This is a genomic window from Salmonella sp. SA15303 (assembly GCF_029962125.1).
GTDB classification, from domain to species: domain Bacteria; phylum Pseudomonadota; class Gammaproteobacteria; order Enterobacterales; family Enterobacteriaceae; genus Salmonella; species Salmonella enterica.
Genome location: NZ_CP123924.1, coordinates 3334237 through 3351485, shown reverse-complemented (window position 1 = coordinate 3351485; position 17249 = coordinate 3334237). Strand labels below are relative to the sequence as shown.

The window sequence follows — 17249 nt, the reverse complement described above, 5'->3', positions numbered from 1 at the left end:
CGACTATCGCCGCCCCAGCGGTACCACCAGCGGCGTCCCGGCAACCGGATCGTCGATAATCATACAGCGCAGCCCATAGATTTTTTCGATAAGCTCTGCGGTAACAATCTCTTTCGGCGCGCCCTGTGCGACAATATTACCTTCGCGTAATGCAATCAAATGCGTGGCGTATCGGCAGGCCTGATTCAGGTCATGCAGGACGGCGGCGAGCGTATAGCCTTTTTCGCGGTTGAGATCGCTTAACAACTCCAGCAAATCAATTTGATGGCTAATATCCAGCCACGTTGTCGGCTCATCCAGCAGCATGATGGACGTTTCCTGCGCCAGCACCATGGCTATCCACGCCCGCTGACGTTGGCCGCCGGACAGAGTGTCTACACTTTGCGCCGCCAGTGAGGTGATACCTGTTGCACGCATGGCACTGGCGACGGCATCGGCATCTTCCTTACGCCAGCGGGTAAATAACGGCTGATGCGGATACCGCCCTCTGGCGACCAGCTCTTGTACGGTGATATCGCCCGGCGTGGTAGCGTTTTGCGCCAGCAATCCGATGCGCCGCGCCACCTCTTTACTGGCGTAACGCTGTATTTGTTCGCCATCCAGCCAGACATGGCCGTCAACAGGCGTCATCAGACGGCTTAGCGTACGTAGCAACGTCGACTTGCCGCAGCCGTTAGGGCCGATGATGGCGGTAAAATGGCCGTCCGGAATCGAAACATTAAGGTTTTTTGCGACGGTATAGCTGCCATAACCCAGCGTTAACTGGTCGCCGCGCAAACGGGCTACGGATTCGGTCATTTTTTGCGGGACTCCTGAATTAACAAGACGATAAGGTAAATACCGCCGAGGCTGACGGTGACCACGCCCACTGGAAGCTGATAAGGCATAAACAGTTGCTGCGCGCACGCATCGGCGGCCAGTAGTAATAACGCGCCGCACAGCGCCGACTGGGTTAATCCCCAGCGCGCTGTGCCGCTAAGACGGCGGGCGATGTGCGGCGCGACAAGGGCAATAAACGAGATGGGGCCAGCCAGTGCCGTTGCCGCAGCGGTGAGCGACACCGCCACCAGCATCAGCATCAGGCGTGACCGCTCCACGCTAACACCCAGCGCGCAGGCGCTGTCATCGCCCATCTCCAGCAGCCGCATACGACGCACCAGTAGCGCGGCGCCTGTCAGCATCACCATAATCAGCGGCGCCGAAGGCCAGGTTTTTGCCCATGTCAGACCGTTGAGCGACCCGGCGTTCCATAAGCCAGCGGTGAGCGCCGTTTCCAGCGACGCCTGCAACAGAAGCCAGGTATTAAAGGCGACTAACATCGCGCGGATGCCGATACCGATGATAATCAGCCGGAAAGTTTCAATCCCGTTACGCCAGGCGAGCAGCCAGACAATCAATGACGTGACGATACCGCCCGCCATTGCCGCCAGCGCGATCGCGGTAAGATGCTGGCCAAACAGGACCATTGCGACCAGTACGCCGCTCCAGGCGCCGGTATTAAAGCCCATCACATCAGGGCTGCCTAGCGGGTTACGCATCAACGACTGAAAAATCGCGCCACTGACGCCAAGCGCAGCGCCAATCAGTAGCGCCATTAATACGCGCGGTAGTCGCCATTCGGTTACGACAAGGGTGATGTTACGCGGCGCGTCGCCCAGCAGCGCGGCAATAATCTGCCCGGTCTCAAGGGGCACGGCACCGCTTTGCAGGCTCCATAAGCCAATGGCGAAGCAGCCAGCCGCCAGAAGCAGGCAGCTTACGATAAGCCGACGAGAAAGAAACATCACAGGCCGCCTCCGCTCGATTTACGGCGTACCAGAAAGATAAGTACCGGCGCGCCGATAAACGCACTGACGACCGATACGCGGAGTTCGCCCGGCACTAACAGACGACCAATAATATCGGCAAAAAGCAGCAGAGCAGGGGTTGCCAGTAGTGTTACCGGCAGCGACCAACGGTGGTCTGCGCCCACCAGCCAACGCGCCATATGCGGCATCATCAGACTAATAAAGGCGATAGGGCCGACCAGCGCCGTTGCGCTGCCGCACAAGACGGTAATCGCCAGTAAACCGATAAGTTGGGTGCGCGCCACTTTACTCCCCAGCGCCGTCGCAGTATCGCTGCCGAGGCTCAGGCTATTCAGCGCACGGCTCAGAAATAGCGCCACGATCCCAGCGATAACCACGGGCGCAAGCGCGACTTTCAACGTTTGCAGGCTACGAATGTCCAGCGATCCCGCCTGCCAGAAGCGAAGCTGATCATAAACCTCTGGATTTAACAGCGCGATGCCGCTGGTCAATCCTTCCAGTACCGCGCCAAGCGCCACGCCCGCCAGTGTCAGGCGGACCGGGCTTAACTGGCCGCCGCCCTGACTACCGGTGAAGGCGACAATCAGTGATGCGATAAGCGCGCCGCTAAATGCCATGAAAAGCTGTTCCAGCGGCGTGGAGAAACCAAACAGCGCCGCGCCCAGTACAATGGCGAAGCTGGCGCCGTTGTTAACGCCCAGAATCCCCGGGTCGGCGAGCGGGTTGCGAGTGAGTGTTTGCATGAGCGCCCCGGCGAGGCCCAACGCGCCGCCTGCCAGTAATCCGGCCAGCGTACGCGGCAAACGCGCATCCAGGACGATGGTGCAATCGGCGCTTTGGCACACGCCGGTGAACGCCTCCAGCACGACGGCGGCGGGCAGCGGTTTCGCGCCAATGACCAGGCTTAAAACCGCGGCGAGACTCAGTAATAACAACAATCCGGGCACGGCAAACGCGCGCGTCACGGAAAACGAGCATGACATAGTAACTTCCCTGATAATGATAGTAATTATCGTTATCTATCTTATTTGGTTATGTTAGCATGTGCAGCCATTGAATGGATATTTAAAAAAACTCGCATTAAGGCGTTGTAATGAATCGACAATCCTGGCTGCTCAATCTCAGCCTGTTGAAGACGCACCCTGCATTTCGCGCAGTATTTCTGGCCCGTTTTATCTCTATTGTCTCGCTGGGGCTGCTTGGCGTGGCGGTTCCGGTACAGATCCAAATGATGACGCACTCCACCTGGCAGGTAGGGCTGTCGGTAACGTTAACCGGCGGCGCCATGTTTATTGGCTTAATGGTGGGCGGTGTGCTGGCCGATCGCTACGAACGTAAAAAGGTGATTCTGCTGGCGCGCGGTACTTGCGGTATTGGCTTTATTGGCCTGTGCGTGAACGCGCTGCTGCCGGAACCGTCATTGCTGGCGATATATCTCCTTGGCCTGTGGGACGGCTTTTTCGCGTCTCTGGGCGTGACCGCGTTACTGGCGGCGACGCCAGCGCTGGTCGGAAGAGAAAATCTGATGCAGGCCGGCGCGATTACCATGCTGACGGTACGTCTGGGATCGGTTATTTCCCCGATGTTGGGGGGCATATTGCTTGCCAGCGGCGGCGTAGCCTGGAACTATGGGCTGGCGGCCGCCGGGACGTTTATTACGCTATTGCCGTTACTGACGCTGCCGCGACTGCCTGTTCCTCCGCAGCCGCGGGAAAATCCATTTATCGCGTTACTGGCGGCATTTCGTTTTTTGCTCGCCAGTCCGCTTATCGGCGGTATTGCGCTGCTTGGCGGCCTGGTGACGATGGCAAGCGCGGTACGCGTCCTCTATCCGGCGCTGGCGATGAGCTGGCAAATGTCGGCGGCGCAAATTGGTTTGCTGTATGCGGCAATTCCGCTGGGGGCGGCCATTGGCGCGCTGACCAGCGGACAACTGGCGCATAGCGTTCGTCCGGGGCTCATTATGCTGGTTTCGACAGTCGGTTCTTTTCTGGCGGTGGGGCTGTTCGCCATCATGCCGGTCTGGATCGCTGGTGTTATCTGTCTGGCGCTATTTGGCTGGCTTAGCGCCATCAGTTCGTTATTACAATACACTCTGCTGCAAACCCAGACGCCGGAAAATATGCTGGGGCGAATGAACGGCCTGTGGACCGCGCAAAACGTCACGGGAGACGCTATCGGCGCGGCGCTGTTAGGCGGTCTTGGCGCAATGATGACGCCGGTCGCTTCCGCGAGCGTGAGTGGATTCGGGCTGGTGATTATCGGTTTGTTGCTGCTGTTAGTGCTGGGCGAGCTACGTCGTTTTCGCCAGACGCCGCCGGTTAGCGATGCTGGCTGATGAAGGGGCGTTTATCCGACTGACCAAATCGGTCTGGTCAGTCGGATAAGACTCCGATAAGGCTAAAACAGGGCGGCAAGCCGGTTAAGCAACAATGTTGCGCTGTAATAATCCAGACGGAACGTCTCCGTACCCAGGGCATAGACGCGCTTATTTTGCACCGCTGGCAGGTGCGCCAGCAGCGGATTGGCGTAAAGGGCCGCGACATCTTTGTTGTCGCCGGCAAACAGGAAAAGAGATTCGCCGTTTAACCCGGCGGCCAGATTTTCACCGCCAAGCTGAATGATATCGTGGCGCTTACCCTGGCTTTTGCTGGTTTGCAGCCCTCGGGGCAATGTCGCCAGCGTAAAGCCTAACTGTGTCAATAGCTTGCCTTGTGCTGATTCTGGCGTCCACAGATTGGCGCTATGCGCGGCAGGGGTATACACCAGCGCGCTAACCGGCTGCGGCGGCAGGGCGATTCGCTGTTTAACCGTCGTCAGTTGCGTCTCAAACTCCGCTATTCGCGCGGCGGCCTGTTTCTCCTGACCGGTGATCTCGCCAAGTTGCGTGAGCAAACTCTGCCAGCTTTTATCGTCATAATTGATGACGAGCGTCGGCGCGATAGCGGAGAGCTGATCGTAAAGCGCCAGCGCGGAGTCGCCGCCGGTGGCGCTAATCAAAATGAGATCCGGCATTTGCGCGGCGACCGTTTCGGCATTCGGTTCGCCGATGTACAGCCGGGCGACATGGCGAGCCTTTGCTACGTCGCTCCACTGGCGCATAAACCCTTGATCGTCGGCAAAGCGGTTATTCGGCGTAGTGGCTCCGCTGGCGACGACGGGCGCATCAATCGCCAGCAGCGAGCCTGTCAACGTCACGCTGGTAGAGACGATACGCGCGGGTTTGTGGTCCAGAGTATGAACGCCGCGGCTGTCCTGGATTTGCCGGGGCCAACCGGCGTCCTGGGCTAAGGATATTCCTGAAATTGATATACCAACCACTAAAAGCAGCCAACGATAAAAGGCGGGGAGTCTCACAATAGCGTCCTGTTATTAATAAAGTTAATGCTTCTCATTTTCATGTCAGCGGCAGCGAGATGCAAGCCTTAGTGCCATTTAACTCATGACCAGAGTTGACAGAGCGACGTTTTACTCTTAGGTTAGCGCACTAAAAATAGAAATAATAATCATTATTATACACAAAATCATTCAAGAAGCATCGCAACGGCAAGGGAAGAAATCCCCGCGGGCATAGATAACTGTGTGACCGGGGTTTCTGATCGCAGCCAACAAAGAGGCAGCTTGAAAGATGAAGTGTATATAAGCCTTTATCATTGGAGGATGATATGGATATGTCACTGGCCGAGGACGCTCAGGAGACAATGGCAACGCTTGCTCCCGATCGCTTTTTCTTCATGTCGCCGTATCGCAGTTTTACCACTTCCGGGTGCTTCGCCCGTTATACCGAGCCTGCGGTTGCCGGAGATTCGCCGGATAGCCCTTTCCAGCAGAAATTGCGCCAGCAGTTTGCCGAGGCCAAATCGCAGGGCATCGCCAACCCTATCCTGGTGGGGGCGATCCCCTTTGATACTCGTCAGCCGTCGTCGCTATTTATCCCGATGGCGTGGCAGTCCTTTTCCCGCCAGCAAAAGCAGCGCACGGCGCGTTATTTTACTGACCATCAGTCGCTGACGGTGACGGCGCGAAAGGCGATTCCGGAGCAGGATGCTTTTGAAGCGATGGTCGCACGCGCGGCTATGCTGACCGCCACGCCAGACGTCGATAAAGTGGTGCTTTCCCGGCTGATAGATATCACCACTGATGTGGCGGTGGATAGCGGAGCATTGCTGGAGCGGCTGGTTGCGCAGAATCCAGTTAGTTACAACTTCCATGTGCCACTGGCGGATGGCGGCGTTCTGCTGGGCGCCAGCCCCGAATTGCTGCTACGCAAAGAGGGCGAGCGGTTTAGTTCGCTGCCGTTAGCAGGCTCGGCACGTCGACAGCCGGATGACGTTCTGGATCGCGAGGCGGGAAACCGACTGCTGGCTTCACAAAAAGATCGGCATGAACATGAGCTGGTGACGCAGGCGATGAAGCAGATCCTGCGCGATCGCAGCACGGAACTGCAATTACCTTCCTCTCCGCAGTTGATCACCACGCCGACGCTATGGCATCTCGGTACGCCGTTTGAGGGCAAGGCCAACGCCGGAGAAAACGCGCTGACGCTGGCCTGTCTGCTGCATCCAACGCCTGCGTTAAGCGGTTTCCCTCATCAGGTCGCGAAAAAGCTGATTGCTGAACTGGAACCGTTCGATCGTGAACTGTTTGGCGGCATTGTCGGCTGGTGCGATGCCGAAGGAAACGGCGAGTGGGTAGTGACGATTCGTTGTGCGAAATTGCACGGTAATCAGGTGCGCCTGTTCGCTGGCGCCGGGATTGTCCCTGCCTCTTCGCCAGTCGGCGAGTGGCGGGAAACCGGCGTCAAGCTCTCTACGATGTTGAACGTTTTTGGACTGCATTAAGGAACGATGATGCGTATACCTTTCACCCGTTGGCCGGATGAATTTGCCCGCCGTTATCGTGAAAAAGGCTACTGGCAAGACGTGCCGTTGACCGATATTCTGACCCGCCACGCTGACAGCGACAAGACGGCGGTCATTGAAGGCGAGCGCGCATTCAGCTATCGCCAGCTCAACCAGGCCGCAGATAATCTGGCCTGCAGTTTACGCCGTCAGGGCATCAAACCTGGCGAAACCGCTCTGGTACAACTGGGGAATGTACCGGAACTGTATATCACCTTTTTCGCCCTGTTGAAGCTTGGCGTAGCGCCCGTTCTGGCGCTGTTTAGCCATCAACGTACCGAACTTAACGCCTATGCGATGCAGATCGCGCCGACGCTGGTGATTGCCGATCGCCAACATACGCTGTTCGCCGGGGAGGACTTTCTCAACACGTTTGTGGCTGAACACCGCTCTGTGCGGGTGGTGTTATTGCGCAACGACGACGGCGATCACAGCCTGGACGCGGCGATGCGGCAGGCGGCGGAAGATTTCACTGCCACGCCATCACCTGCTGACGAAGTGGCCTACTTTCAGCTTTCCGGCGGTACTACCGGCACGCCAAAGCTTATTCCCCGTACCCATAACGACTATTACTACAGCGTGCGCCGCAGCAATGAGATTTGCGGTTTCAACGAGGATACGCGTTTTCTGTGCGCGATTCCCGCCGCGCATAACTACGCCATGAGTTCGCCGGGCGCGCTGGGCGTCTTTCTTGCCAAAGGAACGGTAGTGCTGGCGACCGATCCCAGCGCCACGCTCTGTTTCCCGCTGATCGAAAAACACCAGATTAATGCCACAGCGCTGGTGCCGCCCGCGGTCAGTCTATGGCTACAGGCTATCCAGGAGTGGGGCGGCAATGCGCCGCTGGCGTCATTAAGGTTATTGCAGGTCGGCGGCGCGCGGCTTTCTGCGACGCTGGCCGCCCGTATTCCGGCTGAAATTGGCTGTCAGTTGCAGCAGGTCTTCGGTATGGCGGAAGGGTTAGTGAACTATACCCGGCTGGACGATAGTCCGGAACGGATTATCAATACCCAGGGAAGACCCATGTGTCCGGACGACGAAGTGTGGGTGGCGGATGCCGACGGGAATCCACTGCCGCCGGGCGAGATTGGTCGTCTGATGACGCGCGGCCCCTATACTTTTCGCGGCTATTTCAACAGTCCGCTACACAATGCCAGCGCCTTTGACGCCAACGGTTTTTACTGTTCCGGCGATCTGATCTCCATTGATCAAGACGGTTACATCACCGTTCACGGGCGTGAAAAAGATCAGATCAATCGGGGCGGCGAGAAGATAGCCGCCGAAGAGATAGAAAACCTGTTACTGCGCCACCCGGTGGTGATCCATGCGGCGCTGGTCAGCATGGAAGATGAACTGCTGGGAGAAAAAAGTTGCGCATATCTGGTGGTAAAAGAGCCGCTGCGAGCGGTACAGGTACGCCGTTTCCTGCGAGAGCAGGGCGTGGCGGAATTTAAATTACCGGATCGCGTGGAGTGCGTTGCGTCACTGCCGCTGACGCCGGTTGGTAAAGTCGATAAAAAACAATTACGCCAGCGGTTGGCGTCACGTTCACCGCTCTGAAGGAGAAAGAGAGATGGCAATCCCGAAACTACAGTCTTACGCGCTGCCCACCGCACTGGATATCCCGACCAACAAAGTGAACTGGGCATTTGAGCCGGAGCGCGCGGCGCTGCTCATCCACGATATGCAGGATTACTTTGTCAGCTTTTGGGGCCGCAACTGCCCAATGATGGACCAGGTGATTGCTAATATCGCCGCCCTGCGCCAGTACTGTAAGGAACATCATATCCCGGTCTATTACACCGCTCAGCCGAAAGAGCAAAGCGATGAAGATCGCGCGTTACTCAATGATATGTGGGGGCCGGGACTGACGCGCTCTCCGGAACAGCAGAAGGTGGTAGAAGCCTTAACGCCGGATGAGGCGGATACGGTGCTGGTGAAGTGGCGCTATAGCGCGTTTCACCGCTCGCCGCTGGAACAGATGTTAAAAGATACCGGACGTAATCAGCTCATCATTACCGGCGTGTATGCGCATATTGGCTGTATGACCACCGCTACCGATGCGTTTATGCGCGACATTAAGCCGTTTATGGTGGCGGATGCGCTGGCGGATTTCAGCCGGGAAGAGCATCTGATGGCGCTGAACTATGTGGCGGGGCGTTCCGGTCGCGTCGTCATGACCGAGTCGCTGCTGCCGACGCCGGTTCCTGCCAGTAAAGCGGCGCTGCGGGCGTTGATTCTGCCGTTGCTGGATGAGACCGACGAGCCGCTGGATGATGAAAACCTGATTGATTATGGCCTGGATTCAGTACGCATGATGGGGCTGGCAGCGCGCTGGCGTAAAGTACACGGCGATATCGACTTCGTGATGCTGGCGAAAAACCCGACCATTGACGCCTGGTGGGCGCTGCTTTCTCGCGGGGTAGAGTAATGACCGGCTTTGATTTTTCAGACAAAACGGTATGGGTGACCGGGGCGGGGAAAGGGATCGGTTACGCGACGGCGCTGGCGTTTGTCGACGCCGGGGCGCGGGTGATCGGCTTCGATCGCGAATTTACGCAAGAGAATTATCCCTTTGCTACCGAAGTCATGGATGTGGCGGATGCCGCACAGGTTGCGCAGGTGTGCCAGCGTGTGTTGCAAAAAACGACGCGGCTGGATGTGCTGGTCAACGCCGCCGGTATTTTGCGTATGGGAGCGACCGATGCGCTTAGCGTCGACGACTGGCAGCAGACGTTTGCGGTCAATGTGGGCGGGGCATTTAACCTGTTTTCGCAGACGATGGCGCAGTTTCGCCGTCAGCAGGGAGGGGCGATTGTCACCGTAGCCTCAGATGCGGCGCATACGCCGCGCATCGGTATGAGCGCCTACGGCGCCTCTAAAGCGGCGCTGAAAAGCCTGGCGCTAACCGTAGGGCTGGAGCTGGCGGGCTGCGGGGTGCGCTGTAATGTGGTGTCGCCTGGTTCGACTGACACCGATATGCAGCGCACGTTATGGGTGAGTGAAGATGCCGAACAGCAGCGTATTCGCGGTTTCGGCGAACAGTTTAAGCTCGGCATACCGCTCGGTAAAATCGCCCGTCCGCAGGAGATAGCCAATACCATTTTGTTTCTTGCCTCCGATCTGGCCAGCCACATTACCTTGCAGGATATCGTGGTGGACGGCGGTTCAACATTGGGAGCCTGACGATGATCTGGAAACGGCATTTAACGCTGGATGAATTGAACGCTACCAGTCAGAACACTCTGGTGGCGCATCTGGGCATTGTTTACACCCGTCTGGGCGATGACGTGCTGGAGGCGGAAATGCCCGTCGATGCCCGCACTCATCAACCGTTTGGTCTGCTACACGGCGGCGCATCGGCAGCGCTGGCGGAGACGTTGGGATCAATGGCGGGTTATCTGATGACCCGCGACGGGCAGTGCGTGGTCGGGACCGAGTTAAACGCCACTCACCACCGCGCCATCTCGCAGGGGAAAGTACGCGGCGTTTGCCTGCCGCTGCATCTGGGGCGGCAGAATCAAAGCTGGGAAATTACGCTCTTTGACGAGCAGGGGAGGCGCTGCTGCACCTGTCGCCTGGGAACGGCGGTAATGGGATAGTTCTGGCAAAGTAAAATGCAATTGCAGCATTAACGAAGAAAGGAAGTGATCTGGTTAACACTGTAATGTAAAAAATGGGTAACAATCCGGTTTTATCATGTTGTTGTGTTGTTAATTACGGTAAAGGTGTTATAGAAACAAAATGTAACATCTCTCTGGAACACCCAAACGGACAACAACTATGAATAAATCAGGGAAATACCTCGTCTGGACAGCGCTCTCAGTATTGGGTGCGTTTGCCCTGGGCTATATTGCGTTAAATCGTGGGGAACAGATCAACGCGCTATGGATCGTGGTGGCGTCGGTCTGTGTCTATCTTATTGCGTATCGTTTTTATGGGCTCTATATCGCCAAAAAAGTGCTGGCGGTTGACCCAACGCGTATGACGCCCGCGGTACGTCATAATGATGGTCTGGATTATGTCCCGACCGATAAAAAAGTGCTGTTCGGTCACCATTTTGCGGCCATTGCTGGCGCAGGTCCGCTGGTCGGGCCGGTACTGGCGGCGCAGATGGGCTATCTGCCGGGGATGATCTGGCTGCTGGCGGGCGTCGTGCTGGCGGGAGCGGTGCAGGACTTTATGGTGCTGTTCGTCTCGACCCGGCGCGATGGGCGTTCGCTTGGCGAGCTGGTTAAAGAGGAGATGGGCGCGACGGCAGGGGTGATCGCGCTGGTGGCCTGCTTTATGATCATGGTGATCATTCTGGCCGTCCTGGCGATGATCGTGGTGAAAGCGCTGACCCATAGCCCGTGGGGAACGTACACTGTCGCGTTCACTATTCCACTGGCGATTTTTATGGGCATCTACTTGCGTTATTTGCGTCCGGGGCGCATCGGCGAGGTGTCGGTCATTGGGCTGGTATTTCTTATTTTCGCTATTATTTCCGGCGGATGGGTGGCGGCAAGCCCAACCTGGGCGCCGTACTTTGATTTTACTGGCGTGCAGCTTACCTGGATGCTGGTGGGTTATGGTTTTGTCGCGGCGGTACTGCCGGTCTGGCTGCTGCTCGCGCCGCGTGATTACCTCTCTACCTTCCTGAAAATTGGTACGATTGTCGGTCTGGCGGTCGGGATTCTGATTATGCGTCCGACGCTGACTATGCCGGCGCTGACCAAATTTGTTGATGGTACCGGACCGGTCTGGACGGGCGACCTGTTCCCGTTCCTGTTTATTACCATCGCCTGCGGCGCGGTCTCCGGTTTCCATGCGCTCATCTCCTCCGGCACGACGCCGAAGATGTTGGCCAACGAAGGCCAGGCCTGCTTTATCGGCTACGGCGGGATGTTAATGGAATCTTTCGTCGCCATTATGGCGCTGGTCTCCGCCTGTATTATCGATCCGGGTGTTTACTTTGCGATGAATAGCCCGATGGCGGTACTGGCGCCAGCGGGGACAGCGGATGTCGTAGCTTCTGCCGCGCAGGTGGTCAGTAGTTGGGGTTTCGCTATCACGCCGGATACGTTACACCAGATTGCCAATGAAGTCGGCGAACAATCCATTATCTCCCGCGCAGGCGGAGCGCCAACGCTGGCGGTAGGGATGGCCTACATTTTACATGGCGCGTTGGGCGGCATGATGGATGTGGCGTTCTGGTATCACTTCGCCATTCTGTTTGAAGCGCTGTTTATTCTGACGGCGGTGGATGCGGGCACCCGTGCGGCGCGCTTTATGTTGCAGGATTTGTTGGGCGTAGTGTCGCCAGGGCTGAAACGTACCGATTCGTTGCCAGCGAACCTGCTTGCTACGGCATTGTGCGTGCTGGCGTGGGGGTATTTCCTCCATCAGGGCGTGGTCGATCCGTTGGGCGGTATTAACACCCTGTGGCCGCTGTTTGGCATCGCTAACCAGATGCTGGCGGGTATGGCGCTGATGCTTTGCGCCGTGGTACTGTTCAAAATGAAGCGTCAGCGTTATGCGTGGGTCGCGCTGGTGCCGACGGCCTGGCTGCTGATTTGTACGCTGACGGCGGGCTGGCAGAAAGCGTTTAGTCCGGATGCGAAAATCGGCTTCCTGGCCATTGCCAATAAGTTCCAGGCGATGATCGACAGCGGCAATATTCCGCCGCAATACACCGAATCGCAACTCGCGCAGTTGGTATTCAATAACCGTCTGGATGCCGGGCTAACCATCTTCTTTATGGTGGTGGTCGTGGTGCTGGCGGTCTTCTCTATTAAGACGGCGCTGGCCGCTCTGAAGATTGATAAACCGACGGCGAATGAAACGCCGTATGAGCCGATGCCGGAAAATGTGGATGAGATCGTGACGCAGGCGAAAGGCGCGCACTAATCTTTTTACATCAATAGCCCTCTCCAGAATAAGGAGAGGGCATTTGAATGACAGGTGACAACGATGTTCGATACGCTTTCGAAAGCCGGAAAATATCTGGGACAGGCCGCAAAAATGATGATTGGCGTGCCAGACTACGACAACTATGTTGAGCATATGCGCATAACGCATCCGGATCAGACGCCGATGACCTATGAAGAATTTTTCCGCGAGCGGCAGGATGCGCGCTATGGTGGAAAAGGCGGCGCGCGTTGCTGCTGAGGGTTGCCAGGCCTGATAAACGCAACGTCACCAGGCTATATTCTGAAAAATTCAACTTTTTCAAACGCCGCACGCAGGGTGTCTGGCGTTAACGTCACCGGTAAATAGTGGATGGATTCGACCGGGCGCAGGGTATGCGCGATGACCCTATCGATCTCGGCGGTGTTATGAATATCCACGTCCAGTTCGCTAAGCCGGGCCGGCAGATGAAATCGCCGGTACGCTGTAATCAATTGCGCCAGCACGTCATCTTGTCCCAGTAGCGCGCTTTGCACCAGAATGCCATAAGCCACTTTCGTTCCGTGCAGGAATTTTTCCGTTTGCGGCAGGACGGTCAGACCGTTGTGTACCGCATGGGCGGCGGCGACACGGGTATAGCGTTCCCCGAGGCCGCCGACCATACCGCCGCCAGCAATAATCGCATCCACCACGTCGCAAAATGCCTGGGTCAGCCGACGCTGCTGTTTATCCGCTAATGCTTGTTCGCTGCTGTCCAGCAGGAGATCGCGAATAGCGCACGCGCTGTTAATGCCCAGCCTTACGGTCAATGGCAATGTTTCAGGCTGCGGCGCAAGCACAACGGCTTCATACCATTTCGCCAGCGTATCGCCAATGCCAGCTAACAGATAGTCATCGGGCGCCTGCAGAATAATGCGCGGTTCGACCAGCACCAGAAAATTGGCATCATCAAAAATTTCGAACTGTAACGCCTGTCCCGCGTCGTTATACCAGACGGAAAGCGGTGTCCAGGCGGCGCAGGTTGCCGCGATTGTCGGGATAGCGACAAACGGCAGCGCCAGACGGCGGGCGAGCGCTTTGGCGGTATCGAGCAGCGCGCCGCCGCCGACGCCTATCACCACCTGACGATCGTCGTTGCAGGCGTGCGCCAGTTGGGCAACATGGCGTTCGCTACAATGGCCGGTAAACGGCAGATGCTTTGCGCCAGCACGTTCAAACGCTTCCGGCAGGTAAGGCCGGGCGGCGGCAATCGCGCGTTCGCCGTACACCCAAACGGCGTGGGAAAGCTGTTCCGGCGTGAAAAAGTCGGTCAGTCTTTCGAGGCTTCCTGCATGGGAAAAATAATTCGCCGGGCCGGTAACGACGCGGATCTCAGTGTGGTTCATGTTGTGTTGTCCTTAGGGTCTTCTCACCGTTGTTATTATATTTAGACATCTAAACGTCTTGATTGCCAAATACTAACACCCTGTGATAGTGTGTCAACAACCACATCACTGGCGGGTATGAAGATAATGAGAAATAACCCACTGATTCCAAAAAGCAAATTGCCAAATCTTGGTACCACGATTTTTACGCAAATGAGCGCGCTGGCGCAGAAACATCAGGCAATAAATTTATCGCAAGGCTTCCCTGATTTTGATGGTCCTCGTTATTTGCACGAGCGGTTGGCTTATCATGTCGCGCAGGGCGCGAATCAATATGCGCCGATGACGGGGGCGCAGGCGCTGCGGGAGGCCATTGCCGATAAAACGGCGGAAATATATGGTTATCGACCCGATGACGTCAGTGATATCACCGTCACAGCGGGCGCGACAGAAGCGCTGTATGCGGCGATTACCGCGCTGGTGCGGGCAGGGGATGAGGTTATCTGTTTCGATCCCAGTTACGACAGCTATGCCCCAGCCGTGGCGCTCTCCGGCGGCGTGTTAAAACGCATAGCGCTTACGCCGCCGCATTTTCGCGTCGACTGGCAGGCGTTTTCGGCGTTGCTTAGCGAGCGCACGCGACTGGTGATCCTCAATACGCCGCATAATCCCACCGCTACCGTCTGGCGTCAGGCGGATATCGAGGCGCTGTGGCAGGCTATCGGCGAGCGGGAAATTTATGTGTTAAGCGATGAAGTGTACGAACATATTTGTTTTGCCGCCGAAGGTCATGCCAGCGTATTGGCGCACCCTCAGTTACGAGAGCGGGCGGTTGCCGTTTCATCGTTTGGTAAAACCTTTCATATGACAGGATGGAAGATTGGTTACTGCGTTGCGCCTGCGGCCATTAGCGCCGAAATACGCAAAGTTCATCAGTACCTGACGTTTTGCGTCAATACGCCGGCGCAACTGGCGCTGGCGGATATGCTGCGCGCCGCGCCGGAACACTATCGCGCGTTACCCGATTTTTACCGGAAAAAACGCGATGTGCTGGTTAACGCGCTGGCGCAAAGCCGATTAAAAGTGCTGCCCTGTGAAGGTACCTATTTTCTGTTAATCGATTACAGCGCAGTGTCGACGCTAAATGACGTTGAGTTTTGTCAGTGGCTAACCGAAGAAGTCGGTGTCGCCGCTATTCCGCTCTCTGTCTTTTGCGCCGCCCCTTTCCCGCATCAGCTTATACGTTTATGTTTCGCTAAACAGGAATCAACGCTGCTGGCCGCCGCAGAGCGCCTGTGTAAACTGTAGTTATTTAACCGTCCACGCTCTGGAGAATCGACGGTCTGCAAAAAGCTCCTGCAGGCCGTTGATCTGTTTCAGGCGCAGGACTTCATCGGCGTCCATACCTAACTCCTGGCCGATTTTGCTCTCGTCCCAGCCTAGCAGAGAAAGTTCGCGCACGATTTCTGACATGGCGTGGATCTGGTGGCGCCCGCGCGCGCGGTTATGCCGAATGGTTGCCGCCATGCGTTCGTGACGTTCTCTGTCCAGACACGTTATCGGCAGGTAGCCTTTCAGACGCCTTTTCAGGGCCGCTTTTCCTTTGCCCAGCTCATGACGGTGAAAACCGTCTACAATCTCGTACTCCTCCGTATTGGCCTTTACCACCACGATCGGCTGAGTAAACCCATCTTGTTCAATCGATTTAAGCAGCAGTTTTTTCTCCGGCGGCGCAACGTTATTCGGGTTGTAGTCATTAGGTGAAATATGATCGTTTTTCACCCACAGGACACAATCGACAGGCTCATCGCGAAAAGGACTAACGCTATGTATCGCCATTCTAAATTCATTAATGGCGGCGATCCTCTCCTCTTCAGGCAGTTCAGAGAGAAAGTGAGTTATTTCGGTTGTGAGTCGGTGTTGCATAAGATCCCCCATTCCTGGCGTTTAGCTTTCATACGTTCGTTATAACGCTGGTAATTCTTAGGTTTTGTCGGACTGAATGACAGCGCCCGGCACCAGTAATCATTGTTCAGTAATACTTTGCAGATCCGTCGCCACGACGGAATATCGCGCGATCCGATATCGCCATGCTGCGTTTGTGGAATGGTGTGCATGCCTTTTTTCTTATACCACTGCAAATAAACGGCGATTTTATTACGGTAATGTTCGGCAGTGACTTCAGGCATACTGTGTAGCAGGAGCAGCGCGTACTCTTCCCAGTTAAGGTGATCGGGTTTTAAAATTTTCCGGTGGCCGTAAAAATGGCTGTCTTGTCCGGCGTATATTCCTCCGCTGAGTGCGCCGCTGACTCTGGCGCACATGGCCGCCCAGCGCTCAGGTTCGATAACATGATACAGCCATAACCCCTGTCGTTGTTCCGGGCCGAACGGTTCGCAAATACGCATGTAACGGGGCGGTACTCCAGCCTGATACATCAAATTATACAAAGGGTTACATGGTTTACCTGTTTTGGCGAACCAGGTCCAGATATCTGCGGTTTTCCAGTCATAGATGGGATAGATATACCAGGTGTGCCCCTTAGGGGCTAACGTGGTCCAGGGCTTATCGTCGGCAAAGCGCAGCTTATGCGAGTTAGCGATAGCGGCAAATCGGTTATAGGATTCGTCGGAACGAATACCGACCAGCATAGCGGCAGGACGTTTTTCTGAAAACCAGTCGGCAAAATCGCGAACGAACTGTTCAAAGGTCATGCCGTGTTGATAAAAGGAAAAAAAGGCCGGATCGGTAATCGCATCTTCTGGCGGTTGTCGTACCCAGTCGGTACCCGGCTGCCAACACTGCCACTCCGGCTGGTATTGTGAAAGGGAATTTTGTGTGGTTAAGGGTAATGCGACCCAATAAAAACGCTCAATAACGTCCGCGTAGTATTCACGTAACGATTCAATATAGGTGATGGTACAGGAGAATTGCGCTTCCCAGTCAATGAAGAGAACATGGATCTTTTTATTCATTTTGCGCGCCAACGTTGCCGTCAGGTGCAACATAAGTCCTGAATCTTTACCACCAGAAAATGAGACGCAGACCCGGGGTAAGGTTTCCAGGGTCCACATTATACGCTCTTGAGCCGCTTCCAGAACATTTTGCTCGAGCGGAACTTTATAAACCGACATCTCTGGATAGTCTCCGATGTGTTAACTACAGTATATTCGAAATAATTAACATAAAGGATAAGCAGATTAGATGAACTTGCAATGCTTTATTATATTTGTAAAATAAATATATTCCATAAACATATACATTAAATTTATATTAATATCCGTTAT

16 protein-coding genes are annotated in these 17249 nt (G+C 55.8%); 9 read left to right on the top strand and 7 right to left on the bottom strand.

What is annotated here, in order from left to right:
* Nucleotides 1-3: 3 nt before the first annotated feature.
* Genes fepC through fepD form a run of 3 tightly spaced genes read right to left on the bottom strand, consistent with a single transcriptional unit; the run spans nucleotide 4 to nucleotide 2791 of the window.
* Entirely contained in the window at nucleotides 4-798 is a 795-nt protein-coding gene (fepC, locus tag QEN31_RS16530; protein ID WP_000140620.1) for an iron-enterobactin ABC transporter ATP-binding protein, read from the bottom strand.
* Complete coding sequence (fepG, locus tag QEN31_RS16525; RefSeq protein ID WP_000480067.1) at nucleotides 795-1784, bottom strand: iron-enterobactin ABC transporter permease; 990 nt, start codon at nucleotides 1782-1784, stop codon at nucleotides 795-797. The genes fepC and fepG overlap by 4 nt, the downstream gene beginning before the upstream one ends.
* Nucleotides 1784-2791: a Fe(3+)-siderophore ABC transporter permease gene (fepD, locus tag QEN31_RS16520; RefSeq protein ID WP_099949698.1), complete on the bottom strand. Its 1008-nt coding sequence runs from the start codon at nucleotides 2789-2791 to the stop codon at nucleotides 1784-1786. The genes fepG and fepD overlap by 1 nt, the downstream gene beginning before the upstream one ends.
* A gap of 110 nt (nucleotides 2792-2901) precedes the next feature.
* On the opposite strand from fepD, the gene entS reads away from it, so the two are divergent.
* Nucleotides 2902-4146: an enterobactin transporter EntS gene (gene entS, locus QEN31_RS16515; protein WP_001081661.1), complete on the top strand. Its 1245-nt coding sequence runs from the start codon at nucleotides 2902-2904 to the stop codon at nucleotides 4144-4146.
* Between the two features lie 62 nt (nucleotides 4147-4208).
* On the opposite strand, the gene fepB is transcribed toward entS, so the two are convergent.
* Nucleotides 4209-5165, bottom strand: coding sequence for a Fe2+-enterobactin ABC transporter substrate-binding protein (fepB, locus tag QEN31_RS16510; RefSeq protein ID WP_001238988.1), 957 nt, complete (start codon nucleotides 5163-5165; stop codon nucleotides 4209-4211).
* A gap of 308 nt (nucleotides 5166-5473) precedes the next feature.
* On the opposite strand from fepB, the gene entC reads away from it, so the two are divergent.
* The 7 genes from entC (at nucleotide 5474) to QEN31_RS16475 (ending at nucleotide 12859) form a co-directional block, all read left to right on the top strand.
* A complete protein-coding gene (entC, locus tag QEN31_RS16505; RefSeq protein WP_000367601.1) occupies nucleotides 5474-6649 on the top strand; it encodes an isochorismate synthase EntC in 1176 nt (391 codons plus the stop codon).
* Between the two features lie 9 nt (nucleotides 6650-6658).
* Nucleotides 6659-8269, top strand: coding sequence for a (2,3-dihydroxybenzoyl)adenylate synthase EntE (gene entE / locus QEN31_RS16500; protein ID WP_001222445.1), 1611 nt, complete (start codon nucleotides 6659-6661; stop codon nucleotides 8267-8269).
* Between the two features lie 13 nt (nucleotides 8270-8282).
* A complete protein-coding gene (locus tag QEN31_RS16495; protein ID WP_001007166.1) occupies nucleotides 8283-9140 on the top strand; it encodes an isochorismatase in 858 nt (285 codons plus the stop codon).
* The gene (gene entA / locus QEN31_RS16490) at nucleotides 9140-9895 is read left to right on the top strand and encodes a 2,3-dihydro-2,3-dihydroxybenzoate dehydrogenase EntA (protein WP_000145522.1); all 756 of its coding nucleotides are present in this window, start codon (nucleotides 9140-9142) and stop codon (nucleotides 9893-9895) included. Before QEN31_RS16495 ends, entA begins: the two co-directional genes overlap by 1 nt.
* A 2-nt stretch (nucleotides 9896-9897) precedes the next feature.
* A complete protein-coding gene (gene entH / locus QEN31_RS16485) occupies nucleotides 9898-10311 on the top strand; it encodes a proofreading thioesterase EntH (RefSeq protein ID WP_000637965.1) in 414 nt (137 codons plus the stop codon).
* A 181-nt stretch (nucleotides 10312-10492) separates the two neighbouring features.
* Complete coding sequence (gene cstA / locus QEN31_RS16480; RefSeq protein WP_001043108.1) at nucleotides 10493-12598, top strand: pyruvate/proton symporter CstA; 2106 nt, start codon at nucleotides 10493-10495, stop codon at nucleotides 12596-12598.
* A gap of 63 nt (nucleotides 12599-12661) precedes the next feature.
* Nucleotides 12662-12859: a YbdD/YjiX family protein gene (locus tag QEN31_RS16475; protein ID WP_000460619.1), complete on the top strand. Its 198-nt coding sequence runs from the start codon at nucleotides 12662-12664 to the stop codon at nucleotides 12857-12859.
* Nucleotides 12860-12894: 35 nt separating this feature from the next.
* Here QEN31_RS16475 and QEN31_RS16470 read toward each other — a convergent pair whose 3' ends face one another.
* Entirely contained in the window at nucleotides 12895-13983 is a 1089-nt protein-coding gene (locus QEN31_RS16470; protein ID WP_001016847.1) for an oxidoreductase, read from the bottom strand.
* A gap of 126 nt (nucleotides 13984-14109) precedes the next feature.
* Here QEN31_RS16470 and QEN31_RS16465 point away from each other — a divergent pair, with 126 nt between their 5' ends.
* Nucleotides 14110-15270 (top strand): pyridoxal phosphate-dependent aminotransferase, encoded by a 1161-nt coding sequence (locus QEN31_RS16465; protein WP_001245592.1) that lies wholly within the window; start codon nucleotides 14110-14112, stop codon nucleotides 15268-15270.
* Here QEN31_RS16465 and QEN31_RS16460 read toward each other — a convergent pair whose 3' ends face one another.
* Nucleotides 15271-15888 carry an IbrB-like domain-containing protein gene (locus QEN31_RS16460; RefSeq protein WP_001164756.1) on the bottom strand — a complete coding sequence of 206 codons (618 nt, stop codon included), beginning with the start codon at nucleotides 15886-15888 and terminating at the stop codon, nucleotides 15271-15273.
* On the bottom strand, nucleotides 15861-17096 hold the full coding sequence (locus QEN31_RS16455) for a phosphoadenosine phosphosulfate reductase (RefSeq protein ID WP_000118144.1): 1236 nt from the start codon (nucleotides 17094-17096) through the stop codon (nucleotides 15861-15863). Before QEN31_RS16455 ends, QEN31_RS16460 begins: the two co-directional genes overlap by 28 nt.
* Nucleotides 17097-17249: the final 153 nt, after the last annotated feature.

What these genes read in the sequence shown, in the direction of transcription:
- fepC (WP_000140620.1), bottom strand. Translation starts at nt 798, where the DNA reads ATGACCGAATCCGTAGCCCGTTTGCGCGGCGACCAGTTAACGCTGGGT.
- fepG (WP_000480067.1), bottom strand. Translation starts at nt 1,784, where the DNA reads ATGTTTCTTTCTCGTCGGCTTATCGTAAGCTGCCTGCTTCTGGCGGCT.
- fepD (WP_099949698.1), bottom strand. Translation starts at nt 2,791, where the DNA reads ATGTCATGCTCGTTTTCCGTGACGCGCGCGTTTGCCGTGCCCGGATTG.
- entS (WP_001081661.1), top strand. Translation starts at nt 2,902, where the DNA reads ATGAATCGACAATCCTGGCTGCTCAATCTCAGCCTGTTGAAGACGCAC.
- entC (WP_000367601.1), top strand. Translation starts at nt 5,474, where the DNA reads ATGGATATGTCACTGGCCGAGGACGCTCAGGAGACAATGGCAACGCTT.
- entE (WP_001222445.1), top strand. Translation starts at nt 6,659, where the DNA reads ATGCGTATACCTTTCACCCGTTGGCCGGATGAATTTGCCCGCCGTTAT.
- QEN31_RS16495 (WP_001007166.1), top strand. Translation starts at nt 8,283, where the DNA reads ATGGCAATCCCGAAACTACAGTCTTACGCGCTGCCCACCGCACTGGAT.
- entA (WP_000145522.1), top strand. Translation starts at nt 9,140, where the DNA reads ATGACCGGCTTTGATTTTTCAGACAAAACGGTATGGGTGACCGGGGCG.
- entH (WP_000637965.1), top strand. Translation starts at nt 9,898, where the DNA reads ATGATCTGGAAACGGCATTTAACGCTGGATGAATTGAACGCTACCAGT.
- cstA (WP_001043108.1), top strand. Translation starts at nt 10,493, where the DNA reads ATGAATAAATCAGGGAAATACCTCGTCTGGACAGCGCTCTCAGTATTG.
- QEN31_RS16475 (WP_000460619.1), top strand. Translation starts at nt 12,662, where the DNA reads ATGTTCGATACGCTTTCGAAAGCCGGAAAATATCTGGGACAGGCCGCA.
- QEN31_RS16470 (WP_001016847.1), bottom strand. Translation starts at nt 13,983, where the DNA reads ATGAACCACACTGAGATCCGCGTCGTTACCGGCCCGGCGAATTATTTT.
- QEN31_RS16465 (WP_001245592.1), top strand. Translation starts at nt 14,110, where the DNA reads ATGAGAAATAACCCACTGATTCCAAAAAGCAAATTGCCAAATCTTGGT.
- QEN31_RS16460 (WP_001164756.1), bottom strand. Translation starts at nt 15,888, where the DNA reads ATGCAACACCGACTCACAACCGAAATAACTCACTTTCTCTCTGAACTG.
- QEN31_RS16455 (WP_000118144.1), bottom strand. Translation starts at nt 17,096, where the DNA reads ATGTCGGTTTATAAAGTTCCGCTCGAGCAAAATGTTCTGGAAGCGGCT.